The sequence below is a fragment of the Clostridium sp. YIM B02551 genome (assembly GCF_022324735.1).
Classification (GTDB): Bacteria; Bacillota; Clostridia; order Clostridiales; family Clostridiaceae; genus Clostridium_T; species Clostridium_T paridis.
Genome location: NZ_JAKGTF010000003.1, coordinates 51,400 through 75,813, shown reverse-complemented (window position 1 = coordinate 75,813; position 24,414 = coordinate 51,400). Strand labels below are relative to the sequence as shown.

Sequence of the window (24,414 nt, the reverse complement as noted above, 5' to 3'; positions counted from 1 at the left end):
AATTGAAAAATTAATTAGTTCGTAAAATTTGAAAATATATAGCTATTTTTCTTATGTAGAATTTTGTCACCCATTGTATAGTAATTGGATATTTTGTTTTATGATGGAATAAAATGAAAAAAATCCTTGAAAAAGCTGATATTTTATAGGTTTATAAGATTAAAGGAATTAATAATATATATTGGTAAGTTCCAAAAAATATGATAAAATTATAAGTAATCTAGCATAATACGAGGAATAATTATATGAAATACTTAGAGAATTTTGAAAATGCAATTGATTTAATTAAGATTGGATCAAAAGACGCAGAAAAAGTTAAAAAAATTGTAAAGGATTTATATGATCAATTAAAGTATAATGAAACAACAAAAAAGCTCATAATTGAAGGAGCTGCAGATTACGTATTTGAATGGAACATAGAAGAGGATTACTTTAACATATCAGAAGACTTTATTAGCTTAGTAGGATTAAATAATGTTAATAGTTTTAATAGAAAAGAATTAAGCAAAGCTTTTGATATACTAATTCATGATGATGATAGAAATAGGGTTAAAGAATTAATATATGAATTTTTAGATGGAGAGAATGAATACTTTATTTGTGAATGCAGAATCTTAAGAAATGATGGAGAATATGCATGGATTTATTGCAAAGGAAAAGGTATACATGATGAAGCAGGAAGACCATTATTGATGGCAGGATCCATAATTGATATTTCAGAGAAAAAATCTTATGAAGATTATATAATTAAAATGGCATTTGTAGATCAACTAACTTTATTACCAAATAGATTAAAGTTTGAGCACGATTTTAATAATTTAACTAATAATGATATTATAGGAGAAAATAAGTTTTCAATATTCATGTTTGATATTGATAATTTCAAAAACTTCAATGATACTTTTGGGTGTAATTTAGGTGATAAGGTAATTAAAGAAATATCTGAATTCTTAAGTTCTCTAGATTTAGAAGCTTATAGTTCGTATAGAATTGGTGGAGATTCTTTTATATTGTTAGTGCATCAGGAAGATAAGAATGACATAATTTTAAGTTTAAATAAAATACTTAATAGATTTAAATCCACCTGGAACATATCGGGATATGAATACTATTTTACAACTTCAATAGGGGTTGTAAGTTATCCTAAGGACGGAAAAGATGTAGAAACAATATTAAAAAATGTTGAAAGTGCCCTGTTTAAATCAAAGCAAGAAGGTAAGAATAGATATACCTTTTACTCTAAAGAGCATCATGATAGATTTCACAGACAAATTCAACTTGAGAATAGCATGAGATGTGCGGTTAATAATAATTTTGAAGGTTTTTATGTAGTTTATCAGCCTATTGTAGATAGTAATACTAAAAATTTAGTTACTGTTGAGTCTTTATTAAGATGGGAACATAAAGATTTAGGAATGATTTCTCCATTAGAGTTTATTCCGATTGCTGAAACTTCAGGTTTAATAGTTCCTATGGGTGAATGGATACTTAAGGAAGCAATTTGTCAATGCTCAGCTTGGAGGATAATGGGGATAAATAACTTAACTGTAAATGTAAATCTATCAGTAAAACAGCTTCAAGTAGATGGTTTTGATAAAATGGTTATGGATTTACTTAAGGAAGCAGAATTGCCATCTGAGGCATTAACCTTAGAAATTACAGAGTCATTAATAATGACTGATTTTATTCATTCTTCAAGGATATTAGAAAATTTAAGAAATGAAGGAGTTAAAATATCCATAGATGATTTTGGCACAGGATATTCATCTCTTAGTTATCTAAGAAAGTTACCTGTAGATAACTTGAAAATTGATAGGAGCTTTATTAGTGATATTGAGTCGGATAAGTATTGTGTGTCTTTTACTGATACTATGATAAATTTAGCTCATAACTTAAATATAACGGTTACATCAGAAGGAGTTGAAACAGAAAGTCAGTTAAATATTCTTGAAAATTTAGGCAGTGATTATATTCAAGGATATTATTTTAGTAAACCAATGACTCCAGCAGAACTTGTGAAATATGTTGATGCGTATATATAATACAAAGTCTTTCAATGTTGAAACATGCTAAATTATGTAATATAATTTTATTAGGCTCATATTCAAGAGAATATGAGCCTTTATCATAAAGGAGTAGATGAATTAATATGAGAATAGATGGTATAAATTCAGATAATTTAATATTTGCATTAGATATAGGAACAAGAAGTGTAATTGGTACCGTTGGTATGGTAATTAAAGATAAATTTTCAGTTGTAGCTGAAAAGTACATAGAACATGATGAAAGAGCTATGCTTGATGGACAAATACATGATATAGAATTAGTAGCTAAAAAGGTTAGAGAAGTTAAGGATTCCTTAGAAGAGGACTTAGGCATTAGCTTAAAGGATGTATACATTGCAGCAGCTGGTAGACTTCTTAAAACCCTTGAAGTTACTGTTGAAGAGCGAGTAGACCCTTCTGAAGAAATCTCTAAAGATATAATCAGAGGTCTTGAAATGCACGGTATAAAGAAAGCACAAAATAAGATAAATCATCAAAAAGCAGGAAAACTTTATCCTGTTGGATATAGCATTAAAAATTATTATTTAAATGGATATAGTATTTCTAATCTATTAGGACATAAGGGTGAGCAAATTAGGGCTGATGTAATTGCAACCTTCTTACCTCGTTCAGTTGTCGATTCCCTTTATGGAGTAATGAATAGAGTAGGACTTAAGGCTGTAAATATGACTTTAGAACCTATAGCTGCCATGGAGGCTGTTATTCCTCAAAATTTAAGACTGCTTAACATAGCATTAATAGATATAGGAGCTGGTACATCAGATATAGCAATATCTTCAAATGAAACAATTTCTGCTTATGGAATGGTACCAATTGCTGGAGATGAAGTTACAGAGGTTATTTCTCAAGCATTATTAGTGGATTTTAATACTGCAGAAGTAATTAAAAGAAAAATTCACACTGAGGATGAAATTACATACTTAGATATTATTGGATTAGAAAATAGTGTTTCAAAGGAACATTTATTAAATATAATAAGACCTGTTGTTACTAAGATGGCACAGGAAGTTGGATCTAAAGTTATTGCATTAAATGGAGGTAAATCTCCTTCAGCATTATTTTTAGTTGGGGGAGGAGCACGTACCCCACTACTTAATGAGCTTATTGCAGAAAAATTAAATCTTCCATTACAAAGAGTTGCAATAAGAGGAAGAGAATCAGTTACTCAATGTATACCAATGGATAATAAATTAGGTTCAGAAGGAGTAACTGTACTTGGAATTGCTTTAGTTGGACTTAAGAGTTCTGGAAGAGATTTCATAGATGTACTACTAAATGACAAAACTATAAGTTTATTTAACTCACATAACCATAAGATTATGGATGTATTGATTCAAGCTGGTATAAACCCTAAGGTTTTAATGGCCAAAAATGGAAAGAGCTTAAGATTTAGCTTAAATGGAAGTAAGAGAATAACCTTCGGAGAACTAGGTGAAAAGGCTAAGGTTTATATTAATGAAAAAGAGGAAACACTAGATAGTAAGGTAAAAAATGGAGATAATATTAAGCTGATATTTGCAAAAGAAGGTAAAAATGCAAGTACAAAATGCATAGAGCTTATTAAAGAAGTGGATTCAAAAAGTTTTTACTTAAATGGTGAGAGTTATTATTTAGACCCTATTTTCCTAATAAATAATCAAAGAGTTTCGCCTGATACATATATAAATGAAGGAGATAATGTTGAGATTATATATCCTAAGTTAATAAAGGAAATTAAGAAATACATAATCAATGAGGATATAAATTTATATAGAGATGGTAAACTTTTAGAGAATGATTATGAGATATTAGATGGGGAACGTATTTCAAAAGAAGAAGTTGTGAAAGATAATGAAGTTGCTGCAAATGAAGCAGCTAAAGAGAAGTCTGAACAAGTTAAAAAAGGAAATCCTATTACTGTAATAGTGAATGATGAGAAGATTGAATTAACTGGTAAGGAATCCTATGTTTTTGTAGACATTTTTAACTTCATTAATTTTGATATAACTCAAGTTAAAGGAAGCTTAAATCTAGTTTTAAATGAGAAAAAAGCTGCATATACTGATACTTTAAATAATGGGGATGAAATCAAAGTTTTCTGGGATTAATTTTTAGGAGGAAATGAATGATAAATTTTTTAGAAGAAGCAATAAGCATTAAGGAAGAATTAATAGCGTGGAGAAGAGACTTTCATGAAAATCCTGAGTTAGGTTTTGAAGAAGTTAGAACTTCAAGGGTTATAAAAGAGTTTTTAAATAAAGAGGGAATTCCTTTTGTGGAGGCAGCAAAGACCGGTATTGTAGCTACTATTAAAGGAGGCAAAGAGGGGAAAACTATAGCATTAAGAGCAGATATAGATGCCCTGCCTATACAAGATAAGAAAACTTGTGAATATTCATCAAAGGTTCAGGGGAAAATGCACGCTTGTGGACATGATGCACATACAACAATTTTGCTAGGGGCTGCAAAATTATTAAATAAACATAAGGAATCACTAAATGGCAATGTTAAGCTATTGTTTGAACCAGCAGAGGAAACAATAGGTGGAGCACCATTTATGATTAAAGCGGGAGCACTTGAAAATCCTCATGTAGATGCGATTATAGGACTTCATGTTAATGAAAGCTTAAGAGCAGGAGAGATTAAGGTTAAGAAAGGTGTTGTTAATGCAGCATCTAATCCTTTTACTATTAAAGTTAAAGGAAAGGGTGGTCATGGAGCAGAACCACATAATACTGTAGATCCTATAGTTATAGCTTCACATTTGGTCCTTGCCCTTCAGCCGTTAGTAAGTAGAGAGATATCTCCAGTTAATCCTGCAGTAGTTACAGTTGGAAGTATTAATGGAGGATTTGCTCAAAATGTAATTCCAGATGAGGTTGAATTAAAAGGAATTATAAGAACAATGACAAAAGAAGATAGGGCATATGCTGTAAAAAGAATTGAGGAAATATCTAAGGGTATAGCAAGTACCTTTAGAGGTGATTGTACTATCGAAGTAGAGGAAAGTTATCCATGTCTATATAACAATGATGATATGGTGGATATAGTAAGAACATCAGCAGAGACTATTATTGGTAAAGAAAATATATATGAACAGACAGCACCTTTTATGGGGGTTGAAAGTTTTGCATATTTTGCAATGGAAAGAAATGCTGCATTTTATTTCTTAGGAGTAGGCAACGAAGAAAAGGGAATAAATAAGCCTATTCATAATGCTCTTTTTGATATCGATGAAAATGCATTGCAGGTAGGTGTTGCAATTCAATGCCAAAGTGCATTTAATTATTTGACAAGAGTGTAAAATAAGATTAATCTAGTATAATGGAGAAAGCATATTTAACCACTTTAAGCAATGTATAAAGTGGTTAAATATATGCAATAAATTAAATATCCTATACAAATAAATTATGGAGTTGATTTTGTGAAAATTGAAATAGGAACTAATGAAGCAGGACAAAGGCTTGATAAGTTTGTTAGAAAGTTATTAAAGGATGTTCCTTTAAGCGCTATATTTAAAGCTTTAAGAAAAGGCGATGTCAAGGTTAATGGAAGAAAGCAAAAAGAAAAATATTCTCTTGAAGTTGGGGATATTGTTGAAATTAGAAATATAGAGAGTGACCAAAAGAAGAAAGAATTAAACTTCCAAAGAGTTGATTCTGGTGGAATGAAAATAACTTTTGAAGATGAAAATATGTTATTAGTAGAAAAATGGCCAGGGGTTTTAGTTCATTCAGATAAGAAAAATGGAGAGCCAACTTTAACTGATTACGTTTTAAGCTATTTACACGAGAAGGGTGACTACCTACCAGAGAAAGAAATTACTTTTACACCTGCACCATGTAATAGATTAGATAGAAATACTTCAGGTATAGTGTTTTTTGGAAAGAACTTTGAATCTTTAAAAATACTTAATGAATTAATTAGAGAAAGAAAAGTTAAAAAGTTTTATACAGCTTTAGTTAAAGGAAGAATTAATGATAGGGTTTATGAAGGATACATATTAAAAGATCAGGAAAATAATGTTTCCAAGATATATAATGATAGAATTCCTAATAGCAAAAAGATAGCAATGGAAGTTAAAACAATTCAAAGTAATGGTGCATACTCATTAATTGAAATTGATTTAATTACAGGAAGAAGTCATCAGCTTAGAGCTCATTTAGCTCATTTAGGAAACCCAATTATAGGTGATAGTAAATATGGAGATAAGAAGTTAAATGATTTCTTTTATAATAAGTTTGGGTTAAATTATCAATTCTTATATGCCTATAAGGTTATATTTAAGGATGTACCTGAAAAGTTCAGTTATTTAAAAAATAAAACAATAGCTGAAAGTTTACCTCCAATGTTTAAAAAGATAAAGGTGGATGTTTTTAAATTTGTTATAAGATAGGGGTTTATCTATGAAAGAACAGTCAACCACTAAGGGCTTTGCAGTCTTATCAGCTGCAGGTTTCTTAGTTAAAATTCTATCTGTATTATATGTACCTATTTTAACAAGGATTTTAGGGGATCAGGGATATGGTATATATAGTAAAACTTATGATGTTTTTATATTCATTTATGCTGTAGCAAATTCAGGAATGCAGCCAGCTATATGTAAGGTTGTATCTGAACTTTCAGCCTTAGGCAGAGAAAGGGATGCCTTAAGAGCTTTTAGGATTGCTAGAAAGTTATTACTAGGAGTAGGCCTTTTATTTACTATTTTATTAATAGTACTAGCAAAACCAATTGCAGCACAAGCGCAATCTGATATAACCTACGGATTAATAGCTTTGTCACCTACAATTGTTATATCTTCAACCCTTGTAGCTTATAGAGGATACTTTAATGGTAAAAATCAAATGAATTCCTTGGCTGCATCTCAAGTGTTGGAGCAGCTTATTAACGTTTTTGTAAGTCTTTTATTTGCATTTTTATTAGTTAAGAACTCATTAGCATTAGGAAGTGCAGGAGGAACAATAGGTACTTCTGTAGGAGCCTTAGTAGCTTGTATTTACTTAATGGTTATCTTTGAATTTAAGCATTTTAGTAGAGAAGCAATAAAACAGCCAATTACAGGCAAGAAGATATCTAATAAGAAGATTATAAAAAAGATTATACAATATGGTTTGCCAATAACCTTAAGTGCAGGTTTATCTAATTTTGGAGCTTTAGTTGATATGTCAAATGTAAGTGGTAGGTTAATGCACATAGGCTTGACCAAAGAAAATGCGGATATATTATATGGTTTATTAAGTAAATATAAAAATCTTATGTATGTTCCATTGATTTTTATTACTGCATTAGGTTCAGCTGTACTTCCAGCTATCTCAAAAGCTGTGATATTAAATGACAGAAAAAATGTTAAATCAAAAATTAACTTCGCCTTAAGATTAACATATGGAATTACAATTCCAGCAGCCTTTGGATTATCTGTTCTAAATGAATATATCTATCTTGGATTCTATGGTAATTCTAGAGGAAGCAGCTTAATGATATTTGGTGCATTTGTAGTTATTTTTATGGGTCTTTCGCAGATAGAAATTACAATTCTTCAAAGCTTGGGAAAATTCAAATTCCTGCTACTTAGCTTGTTTTTTGGAATAGTAGGTAAGATTGTAACTAACTACATTTTAATTGGAATTAAAAGCATAAACATATATGGAGCAGTTATTGGTGGATTTGTATGCTTTGTAATACCTGTTGTTATGAACCATAGAAAACTACAACAAACAGTTAGAGTAAAAATTCCACTAATAAGATTAGCACTTAAACCACTATTTGCATCCGTGGTAATGTCCTTAGTCTTATTTGGATTAGACAAGTTCTTTTTATTATTATTACCACACGCTATAACATCTAATAGAATAGTTATAACCTTATTAACTTTTGTATACATAGCATTAGGAGGATTTATTTATCTATATCTAATGATTATGACTAAAGGAATAAGGAAAAGTGATATTGAGGGAATATCTCCAAAAGCGTTAAAAGTTATTCCTGGATTTATGAAAAGAAAACTTAGATAAAAACTTTTTAAAAGAGGATGTCTTAAAGATAATTTTAAGACATCCTTTTTTGGAGGGTAAAAATTTTAATATAGATAATAGCTTATAGTTAATCCTCCTGTAACTTTCTATTTGCAAAAAGTAAAAATAAGAATAGGAAAACGCATGAACCTACTGTAGTAAGAGTTTTAAACATAGCTCCATCATAAGGCACTACCCTTAAGAATAGGTTTAAGCTGAATAAGGCAAATACAAAAAATAACAATAAAATTACAATATTACTTATTGATAAATCTAGTTTTATGCTTTTATTTACTTCGTAAAGATTTAGTGATAAACCAACAGTTGCAGTAATTACATTAGTAATTGCAACCCCTAAAATATTTATTGAAGGTATTGCAGTTAGTATAAAAAGTGAAGTTATTTCTATAAGTTCAACTATCAATGAATTTCTTAATATCTTTCCTTGCTTACCAAGCCCATTTAATATTCCAAACATTGTGATTGCAGGAAAAAGAATTGGAGTGCAAATTGACGCAGTTCTAATAAAAGAGCCAAGATCATCTCTACTAAAAAACATCTCACCTAATAGGTCAGGGATTGTTTGACAAATTAACAAAGTACATAGGCCTAATAAGAAGGCAATAATTAAAACTTGTTTTATCCTTCTATAAACATTGAAGTATTCCTTACTATGGAGACTTTGGGATAAATCAGGAATAAGCAATGAATTAATGGATGCAATAACTATAATGGGAAAGGTTACTATAACAAAAGCCATTCCATTAAACTTACCTATTAATGATAAGGAAGCAGAATAGGTAAAACCTGCAACCATAAGTCTTCTAGGAACAATCAAGGTTGAAATTGTTGAAAAAATTGATGTTAAAAATCCATTTACACCTAATGGTATTGAAACAAAAAGTACGTCAAATAATAATTGAGCTCTACCTTCAGTTTTCCCCCCAGTGGTTTTTACGCCCATTAAGGTGAATTTGTAGTAAACAAATAGCAATGCTAAGCTTTGAAATTCACCAATGCATAAGGCTAAATAAGCAACTGTAACAAGGGCAGAAAGACTTTGAGCATTAAATAAGTATATTAATCCTATTAAAACAAAAATACGCATAGCTTTTTCTAATATATCAATAAATGAAGGCATGGTAACCTTGGATATACCATAAAAGTAGCCCTTTAAAATATTTGAGACAGCAATGCAAAACATAGCTGGACAAGTGATTTTTATAGCATCTATGGTTCTTTCATCATGAACTCCATATGTACCAATCATAGGAGCAAAAGCAAAAACTAATAATCCTATGATAGCAGCCCATATTAAATTAAAAAAAGCTACAGTTCTAAGGGTTTTAATTAGGTTTGGATAGTCTCCCTTATTATGATAAAGGGCAGAAACTTTAGATATTGCAGCGATTATACCAGCTGTCATTAGCCCAATAAATAAGTTGTAAACTGGCATAACTAAACCATATAAACCTACTCCCTCAGGTCCTAGTTTTTTTGATAAGTAAATTGAAAATATGAAACCAAGAACCCCAGTCGTTATATTGGAAGAGGTTAAAATAAAGGAATTTTTATAGAAACTATCTTTGCGCATGTTAATACCCCCTAAAAATATCAATATTAACATATTCTAATAATTGTAAAAATAGTACATAATTCACCTAAATATATAGTAATCAAATTTAACTTTACAAAATATAAATTAGTAAAGGGGTTTACAGATATTTAAATTTAAATCTCTATTAGGGTTTAGGGGGATTTTGAATGAAAAGATTTATTACATTGATTTTATTAGCTTGCGTTATTTCTGTGGGTACTTTTTTTATCTATAAGATATCGAGAGAGAAAGTTAAATTATCCGTGTCGAATGGATATGAATATAAAATAATAGCAAAGGGACAGCAAGGAGCAAAAGCTATTTGTGAAGATGAAAATAATAATATCTATATAGCTTTTAAAAGTGCAATAAAAATAATAAATGAAGATGGAAATGAGAAACAATTATATGAGGATTCTTCTCTAGATATATATTCAATAGTATATAAAGATGGAAAACTATATTTTGTTTCAGGCAGCTCATTGATGGAGCTTGAGATAGAAAGTAAAAAAGTTGAAACCTTAATGAATAATCTTCCTAATACGGGTGAATATAATGAAAGTAAATTGGTTTTAAAAGATAATAAAATATATGTTACTATTGGAGCAGCCACTAATTCAGGTGTTGTATCAGATGATGAATTAGTTAAAGATGCAGGTATTTATGATAAAACTCCACTAGATATAACTTTAAGTGGTATAAATTATGATCAAACTGGTGCATTTGCTAAATATGGAACTGAGACCAAAAAAAATGAAGTTGTTAAAGGAGTTTTTCCAGGAAATGCGTCCATAATATATTATGACTTAAGTAATAAGAATAAAAGACTTTATGCATGGGGAATAAGAAATATAGAAGGTATTGATTTTAATTCAAAAGGTGAAATATACGCAGTAGTAGGAGGAATGGAGCCAGTAAAGCCTAGGCCTATATATGGAGATGTTGATTATGTTTATAAGATAGAGAAAGATATGTGGTATGGATGGCCAGATTTTTCAGGTGGAGATTCAGTTGATTCATCTAGATTCGGGGATAAAGATAGTGAGAAAACGCAGCTATTATTATCAATTCATCCTAGTAAAAATCCTCCAGCACCATTTTTTCAAAGCAAGAATCTTTCAAGCTTGACAGCTTTAGCAATAGATAAAAATGAAATTATCTTCCCAAAGGATAGTATTATTTTCTTTGACAAAAAAGAGAATAAGGTATTTACTTTAAGTAAAGAGGGAGTATTGAATTCATATATATCCCTTAAAGGAAATGGAGAAATTAATGATATAAAAGTTGATAATACTGGAGTTATAATGCTAGAAAAAAATCAAGGGACTATATTTCAAGTATTTAAAGAGAATAATCAAAATGCCATTTCTTTCTCAAAAAAATTGTTAATGACAATTACATTCATACTATTAATATTTATAGTAACAATAATCATAAAGCTTAAATTAACAAAAGAGGTGAAATAGATTGGTCAAAAGAATAGAAAATGCTTATGGAAGAGTTGTAAGAGGAGTATTTTTTGCTGTAAATCCAATAAAGAAGGTAGCTGTAAAAACTACTTGTATAATTCATAAGTTTATAAATATTCAAAGTATACAGATTCTTCATAACGAAGGCGAGATGGAAGCTTGGAGTTTTTATAAAGAGCATATAAGACAATTAAATGCTGGAGTAAAATGGGCAGATAGTGATTTTAAAAGCTCAAATCACTTCTTCCATTATGAGAAGGAAAAGGGTCTTTATGGATTATCAAACGCTTTAAGTGAATGCGAAAAATATCATAAGATTTCTTTAGAGCATTTAAAAAAAGGTGAACTTGAAAAAGCATTATTCTATTTAGGTGCAGCTTGTCACCTATTACAAGACTCAACAGTTCCTCATCATGTTAATAATAAATTGTTAAAGAAACATAGAGAATTTGAATTATGGATTATATCAAAACTCTTTAATGATTATGATTTTACTCAAGAAGTTGGTATAATCAGAAATGATTGTGTGAGGGATTATATAAAAAAGAACGCAATTTTTGCTAATTCCACTCATGAGATTTATAGAACAATTGAAAATAAAGAAGAAAGATATTACTTAATTGCTGCGGATATATTGTCCAGAGCTCAAAAAACTACTGCTGGCTTTTTACTTGATTTTTATAATAAAAATTTGCAAAATAGAAATTTACAACATAGAATTCCTTCTGCTTGAAGGAATTCTTTTTTTATTATAGAAAATATATATGTAAGTATTTACCAGGAGGTTATTATGGAGAAGACAATAGTTTTGAATCTAAAAGATATGGAACTTAAGGGCGATGTTTTAGATGTAGGAGGAGAAAATTATGGAGTTATTTATAATATAAAGAAATATCTAGATAGTGAAGTTGCAGTAGATTTTGTAGATGAATCCAGAGAGATAATAAATTCAAATTATGATACATGTATCCTATTCTTTTCATTAGGAAAAATAAATAGTAATAGGGAAAGACATAAATTAATGAGTGAAATTTACCCTCTTATAAAGGAGGAGGGGGAACTATATATATGGGATATTGTAAAGAAAAAGAATGAAGTATATAAAAATAAGATAAGAGTAATACTTCCAGAAGATAAGTCTAAGGAATTTTCTATAAAGGATGGTAATTTCCTTAAGGAATGGTCAGCAGATGAAAGCAAAAAAGTTCTTGAAAAATATTGTGATATACTAGAAACTAGAGAATGGGAAGACATATTTTTTATCAAGGCGAAGAAGAAGGGAAGAAATACAGATGAAGATATTATTAACAGCGATCAACTCAAAGTTCATTCACAGCAATTTGGCGGTGAGATACTTAAAGACATTTACAGAGGACTTAAATTATCAAGGTATTATAAGGGAATTTTCAATAAATGATAAGATAGAGAGAATACTAGAAGAAATTATAAAGGAAAAACCAGATGTAGTAGCTTTTTCTACTTATATATGGAATTTAGAATACGTTGAAAGATTGACTGAGCTTATAAAAAGAGTAGATAGAAATATTGAAATACTATTTGGAGGACCTGAAGTTACCTACGATAGTAAGTTGTTTCTAGAAGAACATAACGGAAATTATGTAATCTCTGGTGAAGGAGAAAAAACCTACAGAGATTTTGTGTTGTTTAAACTTGGAGAAAAAGACATAAAAGATATTAAGGGATTATATTATAAGGAAAATGAGAAGGTATTTTTTAATGGGGAAAGACCATTAATGGATATGTCTGAAATTGTTTTTCCATATAAAGAAAATGATAATACTATACATGATAAGATAGTTTACTATGAAGCAAGCAGAGGATGTCCGTTTAGTTGTAAATATTGTTTAAGTTCAACTATTCATGGAGTAAGATTTTTACCAGCAGACAGAGTTAAAAAAGAACTTCAATTTTTCATGGATAATAAGGTTAAACTAGTCAAATTTGTTGATAGAACCTTTAACTGTAATCATAAATTTTCAATGGATATTTGGAGCTTTTTAATTAATTCAGATACCAATACAAGATTCCACTTCGAAATTTCAGCTGATATTTTAACCGAAGAGGAATTAAAGCTTTTAAGTACAGCACCAAAGGGAAGATTTCAATTTGAAGTAGGAGTGCAAACTACAGATAATAAAGTTTTAAATAATATAAATAGATTTGTAAATTTCAATGAAATTAAAGAAAAAGTGGAAGAGATGATGAAGCTTAAAAACATTCATCAACATTTAGATCTAATTGCGGGCCTTCCAGATGAGGATTATGAAACCTTTAAGAAATCCTTTAATGATGTTTATGAGATAAGACCAGAAAAAGTGCAATTAGGTTTTCTAAAGCTATTAAAAGGATCGTTAATGAGAGATGAAAGTGAAAAGTGGGGAATGGAGTATTCACCATATCCACCTTATGAGATCTTAAGAACTTCAGTTTTAAGTTACGATGAAGTTATAAAATTAAAAAAGGTTGAAGAGATGGTAGACAAATATTATAACTCCGAAAAGTTTTATAATATTCTTAACTTCTTTGTAAATATGTTCGAAACACCCTTTGATTTCTACTATGAGCTAGGAATGTTCTTTGAAGAGAAAGGATATTTTAACAGAAATATAGGGAATGTAGAATACTATAAGGTTTTTGTAGATTTTTATACTGAAAAACTAAATGGAGAGCATTTATCAGAACTTAAAGAGATAATTAAGTTTGATTATTTATCCTTTAACAAGAAGAAGTGGCTTCCAGATTTCTTAAATAGAACAATAACAAAGGAAGAAGAAAAAAATATAATGCTAGATTATAAAGAAATATATGCTAGTAAAAGGTATCATGTTGAGAAGTTTTCAATTGACATAATGAAATACGTTAAGAATAACGAAATCGTACAAAAAGATAAATATATAATTTTTAACGAAGAGAATTCAGAGGAAATAATAGAAGTTAGTTAAATGTTAAAGCTTGTCTGTATGCAATTGACAAAAAGTTCATATTAAGCCATAATTAAAGAAGTAATTAATACCATGTAAAAGGTTGTTTTTTATCATGCAAATTATTATAAGGTGGTGATAATTTGGCACTAGACGCATTACAAGATATAAGAAAAGCGGAAGAAGAAGCTGAAGAAATAATCAAAGCAGCTAAGATAGAAGAAAAAAACATCATAACTAAAGCTAGTGAGGAAGCTTTAAAAAAATATGATGAAATTATATGTAAGGCTAAAAACCAAGGGGATAATTTAATTAAGAATGCTGAAAAACAAGGTGAAAAGGATATAGAGCCTGTTTTAGAAAAAGGCGAGAGTGATAAGTTAGAAATTTTAAATACCTCTGAAGATAAGAAGGTTAAAGCTGTAAAAGAAATTATGGAGAGGATAGTGAATATTCATGGCAATAGTTAAAATGAATAAATTTACTTTGCTTGCCTTAGAGTCTGAGAAATCAAAGCTACTAGAAAGACTTCAAACCTTTGAAGGTGTTCAATTTATTAATCTTCAAAATGAAGAAGAGAAAGATGAAACCTTAAAAGAATTATCTGAAGTTACTACAGATTCAAGTTATACAGAGTATGGAGAAAATTTGTCAAAAATTAAATTTGCTATTGACTTTATAACGCCTTACTCAAAAAAAGAATCAGCTTTAAACTCCTTTCTAAGTGATAAAAGAGAAATATCTTATAATGACCTCGCTCAGCAGATGAAAGATAATTCTTGGAAAAGATATTATAAAGAGTTAAAAGATAAAGAGGAAAGATTAAATGAAATTTCTAGTTTAACTACTAAGATTGAAACTGAAATTTCACTTTTAAAGAAGTGGAGTAATTTTGATGCACCATTTAAATATCTTAATGAATTAAAATATACTTCAAGTTATTTAGGAACTTTTCCTAAGCAGTACGAGGAGGAGTTGATTAATTCAATTAACACTCTTGAAAATCCTATTTATTATGAAATTTTAAATAGAGATAACACTGATGTTTACTTTTTTGCATTAGAAAAAAAGATAGAGAATTCGCCACTTAATGATTTATTAAAAAATAGTGGCTTTTCTAATTTTCAAGTGAGTTATAGTGAAAATCCTACGGAAGAGATAAGAGAATTAAATTCATCTTATCTAAGGTTAATTAATGAAGAAGATAATATAAAGGAATCTTTATACGGTTACGTAGATAAGATTTCAGAATTACAAATTGCATATGAATATTTTAATACATTACATCTTAGAGCAGAGGCAAATAATAATTTTCTTAGAACTAGGAGAACAGTAGCAATCTATGGCTGGAATACAGAAGAGTCCAATGAAGAGTTAGTTTCACTAATAGAGGATACCTTAGGAGAAAATTATTATATTAGTTTTAGTGAAGTAAGAGAAGAAGAAGCTCCAAAAGTTCCAATAAAACTTAAAAATGGCTCCTTTGCTTCAAATTTCGAAAGTGTAATTGAAATGTATAGTATGCCTCAATATTCAGAGATTGACCCGACTCCAATACTTTCAATTTTCTATTTTTTATTTTATGGAATGATGCTTTCAGATGCTGGTTATGGATTAATAATGGTTATAGCAACCTCCTTTGCCTTATGGAGAGTAAAAGATAAGGAAAGAAGAAAAACCTTTAAGTTATTTTTATTTGCAGGAATTTCAACTGTATTTTGGGGAGCAATATATGGTTCATGGTTTGGAGATCTATTACCTAAGTACTTTGGCATAAATATTCCATTCTTATTAGACCCAGCCAATAATATATTAGAAATATTTATTATTTCATTAGTATTTGGAATAATTCATATTTTCATAGGTTTAGGTACAAAGGCTTATATACTAATAAGATCTGGAGCTATAAAAGATGCTGTTTATGATGTATTAACTTGGTATGCAGCATTAATAGGTGCAATACTGATGCTACTTGGTATAGGCGGTGTTTTAGGGAAAATTCTTCTTTTTGGAGGTTTAATAGCCTTACTATTTACTCAAGGAAGGTCAGCAACTACTATTGGAGGAAAAATAGGTGGAGGCGTATATGGGGTTTACGGAATCACAGGTTACTTAGGTGATGTAGTTTCATATTCAAGACTACTTGCGCTTGGACTAGCAACAGGATTTATCGCAAACGCTTTAAATCTAATTATTAGTTTAATTCCATCACCCTTTAAGTTTATTCTAGCACCATTTCTATTTGTAGGACTTCATTTATTTAATTTAACAATAAATGCATTAGGATCTTATGTACATGCAGCTAGACTACAGTATTTAGAGTTCTTTAGTAAGTTCTATGAAGGGGGAGGAAAGAAGTTCACCCCATTTAAGTTAAGTGATAAGTTTATTAAAATAACAAAATAGTAGGAGGATAGTTTATTATGACATGGATTGAATTTTTTATAGACAAAGGTGGATTAATATTCGCATTATTAGGGGCAGCATTAGCAGTAGGGCTAGCAGGAATAGGTTCTGCAAAAGGTATAGGTATTGCAGGTGAAGCAGCCGCAGGATTAATGACAGAAGAACCAGATAAGTTTGGTAAAACTTTTATATTAGTAGCACTACCTGGTACACAAGGTTTATATGGCTTTGTTATTGCATTATTACTATTTACCAAGATTGGTATATTTGGAGGAGATGCTCCAGGGTTTGAATTAGGATTAAAGTATCTTATGGCATGTCTACCAGTAGCTTTAGCTGGATGGAGATCTGCAATCTCTCAAGGAAAAGTTGCAGCTGCAGGAATTCAAATACTTGCAAAAAGACCTAATGATGTAATGAAGGGTGTAATATATGCTGTTATGGTTGAAACCTATGCAGTTTTAGGCTTTGTAGCTTCATTATTTATGGTACTATTTATAAAATAGTTTGGAGTGAGCATAGATGGCTAACATAGAAAATTTAACTGGAAAAATTTTAGAAGAAGCAAGAGAAAAAGAAAAAGAAATAATAGCTTCTGCTAATTTAGAAGGTGAAAAGATACTATCAAAAAAATTACAAGAAGCAGAAGAAATCAAAAAAGTCATTTTGGATAAGGCAAAAGAAGAAAGTAAAGCTAGAAAAGAGAGAATTATATCAAATGCACTTTTGAAGGTAAGAAATGAAAAACTAGCTGTAAAACAAAAAGTTATGGATGAAGTTTTTGAAAAAGCCTTAGAGGAGCTATGTAATATGAATCTTGATGCTTTTAAAAATTATTTTAAAGAATCAATTCTTAATCTTGATATTACTGGGGATGAAGTGGTTATTTTAAACGAACAAAATAAGAAAGTTATAGAACAAGATTTTATAAATGAAATAAATAATATATTAAAAGCAAGAGGGAAAAAAGATGGACTAACAATTAGCTCAGAGGTAGGAAATTTCAAAGGTGGATATATACTAGAGAAAAATGGAGTTGAAATAAATAATACCTTTGAAGCTTTAATTTCCTCAAAAAAAGATGAGTTAGAATATGAAGTGGCTAACTTGTTATTTAATTAAGGAGGTAAGGAATGGATCCAATGATATTTACCCAAGCTATACCTAGACTTAGGGTATTAGAAACAAGGCTCCTTGATAGAACAAAGCTTGAAAGAATGAGTGAAGCCTCCTCAAAAGATGAAGTTTTTAAACTTCTAGGAGAAACTGAGTATTCAAATATTTTAGGAAATATAAAAAAGTTTGAAGATTATGAAGAAATACTAAGTATAGAACTTAATAGGGTTTATAAATCAATATATGAAATTAGCCCAGTTAGATCAATTGTTGATGTGATGAGCATTAAATATGATTATCATAATCTAAAAGTTTTAATTAAAGGTAAATATTTAAATAAAGATTTCTCAAACATTCTAATACCTGTGGGAAGGGTAGAATTAACAAAGTTAAAAAATTATATAGAAACAGAATACTATAGAGATTTTAACAAAGTAATGAGAAAAACATTAGAAAGTGTCATTAAAGATTTTGAGGAGAAAAAAGATCCTCAAAATATAGACATTATATTTGATAAGGGATTATATGAGGAATTAAAAGAATTAGATAAAGAAATTGGAGATAAGTTTCTTCACAGTTATATCACTTCCTTAATAGACCTTACAAATCTAAAAACATTATTAAGAGTAAGAAAACAAAATAAGGGAAGAGATTTCTTTGGAAATGTAATGATTTTAGGTGGAAGTATAGATAAGGATAAATTATTTTCTTTATTAACTGATGCACCAGAAAATATAAGTACAAAGCTTTCCTACACGAATTATAAAGATATTTTAAAAATAGGAATAGAGTCCTATGTTAAAGAAGGAACTTCAACTGTTTTCGAAAAATTAAGTGAAGATTATATTATGGAATTAATGAAAAAAGCTAAATATGTAAGTTTTGGATTAGAGCCAATTATAGCCTACATTTATGCTAAAGAAACGGAAATAAAATTACTTAGAATTATTATGGTTGGTAAACTAAATAACATCTCTGAAGAATTAATTAAAGAAAGGCTGCGTGAAGCTTATGTATAAAAAGGTTGGAGTTGTAGGTGATAAGGATTCAGTTTTAGCCTTTAAAGCATTAGGAATAGATGTTTTTCCAGTAACGGGAAAGGAAGAATCTAGGAAAATAGTAGATAGATTAGCGATGAGTGACTATGCGATTATTTTTATAACAGAACAGATTGCAAAGGATATTCAAGAAACTATTGAAAGATATAATAAGATGACGCTTCCTTCAATAATATTAATTCCAAGTAATCAAGGAACCTTAAATATAGGACTTCAGAGAATAAGTGATAATGTGGAAAAAGCAGTTGGCGTTAATATTTTATAGGAAGGTAGGTTTTGAATGGTGAAAACCGGGAATATTATTAAAGTTTCAGGTCCTTTGGTTGTAGCTGAGGGAATGGATGAAGCTAATATATATGACGTATGTAGGGTTGGACAAAAAGGCTTAATTGGTGAAATCATAGAAATGAGAGGGGATAGGGCGTCTATTCAAGTTTATGAAGAAACATCTGGAATAGGGCCTGGAGATCCAGTTATAACAACTGGAGAACCTTTATCAGTAGAACTTGCACCAGGGTTAATTGAATCTATGTTTGATGGAATTCAAAGACCTTTAGATGCATTTATGGAAGCAGCAAATTCATCATACCTTAAAAAAGGAATTTCTGTTCCAAGTTTAAATAGAGAAAAAAAGTGGGAGTTTACTCCTGTAGCTAAAGTTGGAGATAAAGTAGAAGCTGGAGATATATTAGGAACTGTTAAGGAGTCTCCTGTAGTTCTACATAAAATCATGGTTCCTTATGGGGTAAGTGGAAAAGTAAAAGAAATACTTAAAGGTGATTTTACAATAACAGAAATAATAGCTGTTTTAGAAACAGAGGATGGAGACAAAGAACTTACTATGCTTCAAAAATGGCCAGTTAGAAAAGGAAGACCTTTTAAGAATAAGCTTAATCCAATAGAGCCAATGACTACAGGACAGAGAGTAGTAGATACATTCTTTCCAGTTGCAAAAGGTGGAGCGGCTGCAGTTCCAGGACCATTTGGAGCTGGAAAGACAGTAGTTCAACACCAAATTGCAAAATGGGGAGATACGGAGATAGTTGTTTATGTTGGATGCGGGGAGCGCGGTAACGAAATGACTGATGTTTTAAATGAGTTCCCAGAATTAAAAGATCCTAGAACTGGTGAAAGTTTAATGAAAAGAACAGTTCTTATTGCAAATACCTCGAATATGCCTGTTGCAGCAAGAGAAGCTTCTATATACACTGGAATAACCATAGCTGAGTACTTTAGAGATATGGGATATTCAGTATCAATAATGGCGGATTCAACTTCCAGATGGGCTGAGGCATTAAGAGAGATGTCAGGAAGACTTGAAGAAATGCCAGGAGATGAAGGATATCCAGCATACCTAGGTTCAAGATTAGCAGACTACTATGAAAGAGCAGGAAAAGTTGTTTGTTTAGGTAAGGAAGGAAGACAAGGAGCTGTAACAGCCATAGGAGCAGTTTCACCTCCAGGAGGAGATATTTCCGAGCCAGTTACTCAATCAACATTAAGAATAGTTAAGGTTTTTTGGGGGTTAGATGCACAGCTTGCATATAAGAGACATTTCCCAGCAATTAATTGGCTAAATTCTTATTCACTTTATTTAGATAGAATGGGAAGCTGGATGAATGAAAATGTAGCTTCAGATTGGTCAGAACTTAGAACAGAAGCAATGGCATTACTTCAAGAAGAAGCAAACCTTGAAGAAATAGTTAGACTTGTAGGTATAGATTCTCTTTCTGAAAGAGATAGATTAAAGCTAGAAGTAGCTAAATCTTTAAGAGAAGACTATCTTCAACAAAATGCCTTCCATGAAATAGATACCTATGCATCTTTAGAAAAGCAATATAGAATGTTAAAATTAGTTTTAGCTTTCCATAAAGAAGCAGAGAGAGCATTAGATGAAGGAATATATCTAGAGAAAGTTTTAGAATTAGAAATAAGAGATAAAATTGCAAGAAGTAAATATGTAAGTGAAAAAGAATTAAGCAAGATAGATAAAACTCTAGAAGAATTAAAAGAGGCTGTAGATGCACTTATTGCTGAAGGAGGTGTGTTTAATGCTTAAGGAATATAGAACAGTAACAGAAGTAGTTGGCCCACTTATGGTAGTAGAAGGAGTTAGTGGGGTAAAATATGATGAATTAGTTGAAATAGAACTTCAAACTGGAGAAAAAAGAAGAGGGAAAGTTCTTGAGGTTAATGGAAGTAAGGCCATGGTACAGCTTTTTGAAGGTTCTGCTGGAATTAACTTAAAGGGTACAAAAGCAAAATTTTTAGGAAAACCACTTGAATTAGGGGTTTCTGAAGATATGCTCGGAAGAGTATTTGATGGAATGGGAAGACCAAAGGATGATGGTCCTAAGATACTTCCAGAAAAGCGCCTAGATATTAATGGAGAAATAATAAATCCAGTAGCTAGAAATTATCCTTCAGAATTTATTCAAACAGGAGTTTCTGCGATAGATGGGTTAAATACATTAGTTAGAGGACAAAAACTGCCAGTATTCTCTGGAGCAGGTCTTCCACATTCAGAATTAGCAGCTCAAATAGCAAGACAAGCAAAAGTTTTAAATTCAGATACAAAGTTTGCAGTTGTATTTGGAGCAATAGGAATAACCTTTGAAGAGGCACAATTCTTCGTTGAGGAATTTACTAAAACTGGAGCTATTGATAGATCTGTTTTGTTTATGAATTTAGCCTCAGATCCAGCTATAGAAAGAATAGCTACCCCAAGAATGGCACTAACAACAGCTGAATTTTTGGCTTATGAAAAAGGCATGCACGTATTAGTTATACTAACCGATATAACTAATTATTGTGAAGCATTAAGAGAAGTTTCAGCAGCTAGAAAAGAAGTTCCTGGAAGAAGAGGATATCCAGGATATTTATATACAGACCTTTCAACAATATATGAAAGAGCAGGAAGAATAAAAGGCAAAGAAGGTTCCATAACTCAAATCCCTATTCTTACAATGCCAGAAGATGATAAAACGCATCCAATCCCTGACTTAACAGGTTATATAACAGAAGGACAGATAATTCTTTCAAGAGAATTATATAAGAAGGGTATAATGCCGCCAATTGATGTTTTACCATCTTTATCGAGACTTAAGGATAAGGGAATTGGAAAAGGAAAGACAAGAGAAGACCATGCAGATACAATGAATCAATTATTCTCAGCATATGCCCAAGGTAAGCAAGCTAAGGAACTAGCATCTATTTTAGGTGAATCAGCTTTAACAGAAACTGATAAGAAGTATGCAAAATTTGCAGAGGCTTTTGAAAAAGAATATGTATCTCAAAGTTTCACTGGAAATAGAAATATAGAGGAAACTTTAGACCTTGGGTGGAAGCTTCTAAGGATATTACCAAAAACTGAGCTTAAGAGAATAAGAGATGAATACCTTGAAAAGTATATGAGCGTGGGAGAGGAAGAGTAATCTATGGCAAGATTAAATGTCAATCCTACCAGAATGGAACTAACTAAGCTAAAGAAGAGACTCGTTACTGCAATTAGAGGACACAAGCTTTTAAAAGATAAACAAGATGAGCTGATGAGGCAGTTTATAAGCATGGTAAAGCATAATAATAATCTAAGAAAAGAAGTAGAAAAAGAATTACATGGTGCTTTAAAGGATTTTGTAATGGCAAGAGCACTTATGAGTTCAGAATTTTTGGAAGAAGCTGTTGCTTATCCAAAAGAGAGTATATCCGTGGAAGTAGGAAGCAAAAATATCATGAGTGTAAATGTTCCTGTTATGAATTTTAAACGAGAATTAGAAGGTGATTCAGGAAGTATATATCCTTATGGTTTTGCAAGTACATCTTCCGAACTAGACGACTCCATAAAAGGACTGTATGATATTTTACCAAAGCTTCTTGAACTAGCTGAAGTAGAGAAGAGCTGCCAGCTTATGGCAGATGAAATTGAGAAAACAAGAAGAAGAGTTAATGCGCTTGAGTTCATGACAATACCAGAACTAGAAGAGACAATAAAATATATAAGAATGAAACTTGATGAAAATGAGAGAAGTGCTTTAACAAGACTTATGAAAGTAAAAGCTATGTTAGAGCAAAAAGCATAAATAAAAAAGTAGTAGAATAATTTATTCTGCTACTTTTTTATTAACTAAAATATATGAAGGTGCGGATAATAAGTAAATTTTAATCGTCGTCATCTGTATCAATTGATGTAGTTTTTGAAGACCAGTTTTTATCCTCATGAAAACTGGGGAAAAGTGAAGTACTATCGTCACCATCTGGTCCAGCTAATCCAACGTTTAGATTAGCAGAAGTAGATGTTCCAAGCGAATCAGTTGTTGCTGGGGAAGCAAGTGTTTTATCCTTTTTAGTTGTATTACTCTTTTTCATAAAAACACCTCCACACCTAGTATGTTCAGTTAATTATAAATTATTTATTAGAGAAATATATGAGATTAATAAAAACCAAATAAATGCTAAAAAGACCGCGCATGTATGAGGCTTTGTTTATGTTGATATTTTGTAACTAATATTTTATCTTTTTTTACTTGTTCTGTGGTATTATTTTAATGACAGAGTTGTATAATTTTGAGTGACATAAGATTTATTAGTGAAAACATAGAATATTTAAATATTATTTTAATTTTTTAACAATAGAATAAAATGATGAATATTGATAATAAATAGAATAAAAGATATAATTATCATTAGTTATGTAATAAAGGGGTTATTTGTGTATATTTTGATACTTAAGATTTAGTTAACACCCTAGAAGGAGATTATATATGAAGTATGGAATAGCATTAGCTTGTGCTGTATTTATAGTTTATTTGATTATTCCTGTTTTAATGAAGTTATTTGTAAAATATGATTTTTTAGATAAACCAACTGAAAGAAAAAAACATAAGGAACCAATACCTCTTTGCGGAGGAGTTGGGATGTTTATAGGCTTTTTCGTTATGTATTTTGTGTTTGTAGGAGATTTTATTACAAAGGAAAAGATTACTGTTTTTATAGCGTCACTATGTATCCTATTAATTGGATTAATAGACGATTTCTATAAAACAAGAGGAAAAGAATTCCCTATATATCCTAGGTTTATCGTACAAATACTTGCTGCTATTTTAGTTTATAGAAGTGGAATAGCTTTTAGTGGATTTACAAATCCTTTTAATGGACAATATGTAGAATTGCATGTGGTGGTTCAATTTATTCTTACAATAACATGGATATTTGGGGTTACTACTGTAATAAATTGGTCTGATGGTATGGATGGACTTGCAGGCAGCTTGTCTACAATATCTTCAACAACTTTATTTGTTGTGGCACTTGCCATGAGACAACCAGAATCAGCTATGATGTGTATTATATTAGTTGGATCTATTTTAGGTTTCTTAAAGTATAATAGGCATCCAGCAAAAGTATTTATGGGGGATTCAGGTGCTAACTTTTTAGGATTCATTCTAGGGATAATTGCTTTAGATGGAGCATTTAAACAAGCTACGGTTATGAGCTTAATTATTCCAATATTAGCATTAGGTGTACCAATCTTTGATAACATATTTGTAATATTTAAAAGATATGCGGAAGGCAAACCTATTTATCAGGCAGATAGAAGCCAAATACATTTTAGACTTCAAGAAAAAGGACTTACTACAAATCAAATAGTTTTATATATTTGTGCAATTAGTATGTGCTTAAGCATAATATCAATAGTATTGTTATTTGTTAAAGTTTAAAAATAGCTAGAGTTGAGATTTACTTATATAAAATCTCAACTCTAATTTTATAT

At 30.4% G+C, this 24,414-nt stretch carries 21 protein-coding genes; 19 read left to right on the top strand and 2 right to left on the bottom strand.

Annotated elements, in window-relative coordinates; all coding sequences use genetic code 11:
* Window positions 1-245: 245 nt before the first annotated feature.
* The 5 genes from L1S47_RS04590 (at window position 246) to L1S47_RS04570 (ending at window position 8,059) form a co-directional block, all read left to right on the top strand.
* Window positions 246-2,042: an EAL domain-containing protein gene (locus L1S47_RS04590; protein ID WP_238882310.1), complete on the top strand. Its 1,797-nt coding sequence runs from the start codon at window positions 246-248 to the stop codon at window positions 2,040-2,042.
* A 107-nt stretch (window positions 2,043-2,149) separates the two neighbouring features.
* A complete protein-coding gene (locus tag L1S47_RS04585; RefSeq protein ID WP_238882309.1) occupies window positions 2,150-4,153 on the top strand; it encodes a cell division protein FtsA in 2,004 nt (667 codons plus the stop codon).
* Between the two features lie 17 nt (window positions 4,154-4,170).
* The gene (locus tag L1S47_RS04580; protein WP_238882308.1) at window positions 4,171-5,349 is read left to right on the top strand and encodes a M20 family metallopeptidase; all 1,179 of its coding nucleotides are present in this window, start codon (window positions 4,171-4,173) and stop codon (window positions 5,347-5,349) included.
* Window positions 5,350-5,469: 120 nt separating this feature from the next.
* The gene (locus L1S47_RS04575) at window positions 5,470-6,441 is read left to right on the top strand and encodes an RluA family pseudouridine synthase (RefSeq protein WP_238882307.1); all 972 of its coding nucleotides are present in this window, start codon (window positions 5,470-5,472) and stop codon (window positions 6,439-6,441) included.
* Between the two features lie 10 nt (window positions 6,442-6,451).
* Window positions 6,452-8,059, top strand: a complete 1,608-nt coding sequence (locus tag L1S47_RS04570) for a polysaccharide biosynthesis protein (RefSeq protein ID WP_238882306.1) — start codon at window positions 6,452-6,454, stop codon at window positions 8,057-8,059.
* Window positions 8,060-8,147: 88 nt separating this feature from the next.
* On the opposite strand, the gene spoVB is transcribed toward L1S47_RS04570, so the two are convergent.
* Window positions 8,148-9,653, bottom strand: coding sequence for a stage V sporulation protein B (gene spoVB / locus L1S47_RS04565; RefSeq protein ID WP_238882305.1), 1,506 nt, complete (start codon window positions 9,651-9,653; stop codon window positions 8,148-8,150).
* A gap of 170 nt (window positions 9,654-9,823) precedes the next feature.
* Between spoVB and L1S47_RS04560 the strand changes: the two genes are divergently transcribed.
* The 13 genes from L1S47_RS04560 to L1S47_RS04500 all read left to right on the top strand — a co-directional run bounded on the left by L1S47_RS04560 (window position 9,824) and on the right by L1S47_RS04500 (window position 22,726).
* Window positions 9,824-11,122 carry a PQQ-dependent sugar dehydrogenase gene (locus L1S47_RS04560; RefSeq protein WP_238882304.1) on the top strand — a complete coding sequence of 433 codons (1,299 nt, stop codon included), beginning with the start codon at window positions 9,824-9,826 and terminating at the stop codon, window positions 11,120-11,122.
* 1 nt (window position 11,123) lies between these two features.
* Window positions 11,124-11,858 carry a zinc dependent phospholipase C family protein gene (locus L1S47_RS04555; RefSeq protein ID WP_238882303.1) on the top strand — a complete coding sequence of 245 codons (735 nt, stop codon included), beginning with the start codon at window positions 11,124-11,126 and terminating at the stop codon, window positions 11,856-11,858.
* Window positions 11,859-11,915: 57 nt separating this feature from the next.
* Window positions 11,916-12,542 (top strand): hypothetical protein, encoded by a 627-nt coding sequence (locus L1S47_RS04550; protein ID WP_238882302.1) that lies wholly within the window; start codon window positions 11,916-11,918, stop codon window positions 12,540-12,542.
* Window positions 12,472-14,088, top strand: coding sequence for a B12-binding domain-containing radical SAM protein (locus tag L1S47_RS04545; RefSeq protein WP_238882301.1), 1,617 nt, complete (start codon window positions 12,472-12,474; stop codon window positions 14,086-14,088). The genes L1S47_RS04550 and L1S47_RS04545 overlap by 71 nt, the downstream gene beginning before the upstream one ends.
* A 122-nt stretch (window positions 14,089-14,210) precedes the next feature.
* On the top strand, window positions 14,211-14,537 hold the full coding sequence (locus L1S47_RS04540) for an ATPase (protein WP_238882300.1): 327 nt from the start codon (window positions 14,211-14,213) through the stop codon (window positions 14,535-14,537).
* 1 nt (window position 14,538) lies between these two features.
* On the top strand, window positions 14,539-16,473 hold the full coding sequence (locus L1S47_RS04535; RefSeq protein WP_238882299.1) for a V-type ATP synthase subunit I: 1,935 nt from the start codon (window positions 14,539-14,541) through the stop codon (window positions 16,471-16,473).
* Between the two features lie 17 nt (window positions 16,474-16,490).
* Window positions 16,491-16,979 carry a V-type ATP synthase subunit K gene (locus L1S47_RS04530; RefSeq protein WP_202767714.1) on the top strand — a complete coding sequence of 163 codons (489 nt, stop codon included), beginning with the start codon at window positions 16,491-16,493 and terminating at the stop codon, window positions 16,977-16,979.
* Window positions 16,980-16,995: 16 nt separating this feature from the next.
* The gene (locus L1S47_RS04525) at window positions 16,996-17,595 is read left to right on the top strand and encodes a V-type ATP synthase subunit E (protein ID WP_238882298.1); all 600 of its coding nucleotides are present in this window, start codon (window positions 16,996-16,998) and stop codon (window positions 17,593-17,595) included.
* A gap of 11 nt (window positions 17,596-17,606) precedes the next feature.
* Window positions 17,607-18,608 carry a V-type ATP synthase subunit C gene (locus L1S47_RS04520; RefSeq protein ID WP_238882297.1) on the top strand — a complete coding sequence of 334 codons (1,002 nt, stop codon included), beginning with the start codon at window positions 17,607-17,609 and terminating at the stop codon, window positions 18,606-18,608.
* Complete coding sequence (locus tag L1S47_RS04515) at window positions 18,601-18,912, top strand: V-type ATP synthase subunit F (protein WP_238882296.1); 312 nt, start codon at window positions 18,601-18,603, stop codon at window positions 18,910-18,912. The genes L1S47_RS04520 and L1S47_RS04515 overlap by 8 nt, the downstream gene beginning before the upstream one ends.
* 18 nt (window positions 18,913-18,930) lie before the next feature.
* Entirely contained in the window at window positions 18,931-20,706 is a 1,776-nt protein-coding gene (locus L1S47_RS04510; protein ID WP_238882498.1) for a V-type ATP synthase subunit A, read from the top strand.
* Window positions 20,699-22,081, top strand: coding sequence for a V-type ATP synthase subunit B (locus L1S47_RS04505; RefSeq protein ID WP_238882295.1), 1,383 nt, complete (start codon window positions 20,699-20,701; stop codon window positions 22,079-22,081). Before L1S47_RS04510 ends, L1S47_RS04505 begins: the two co-directional genes overlap by 8 nt.
* Before the next feature lie 3 nt (window positions 22,082-22,084).
* Window positions 22,085-22,726: a V-type ATP synthase subunit D gene (locus L1S47_RS04500; protein WP_238882294.1), complete on the top strand. Its 642-nt coding sequence runs from the start codon at window positions 22,085-22,087 to the stop codon at window positions 22,724-22,726.
* A gap of 79 nt (window positions 22,727-22,805) precedes the next feature.
* Here L1S47_RS04500 and L1S47_RS04495 read toward each other — a convergent pair whose 3' ends face one another.
* Complete coding sequence (locus L1S47_RS04495; protein WP_238882293.1) at window positions 22,806-23,012, bottom strand: hypothetical protein; 207 nt, start codon at window positions 23,010-23,012, stop codon at window positions 22,806-22,808.
* A 395-nt stretch (window positions 23,013-23,407) separates the two neighbouring features.
* On the opposite strand from L1S47_RS04495, the gene L1S47_RS04490 reads away from it, so the two are divergent.
* Complete coding sequence (locus tag L1S47_RS04490; protein WP_202767706.1) at window positions 23,408-24,361, top strand: MraY family glycosyltransferase; 954 nt, start codon at window positions 23,408-23,410, stop codon at window positions 24,359-24,361.
* Window positions 24,362-24,414 lie beyond the last annotated feature (53 nt).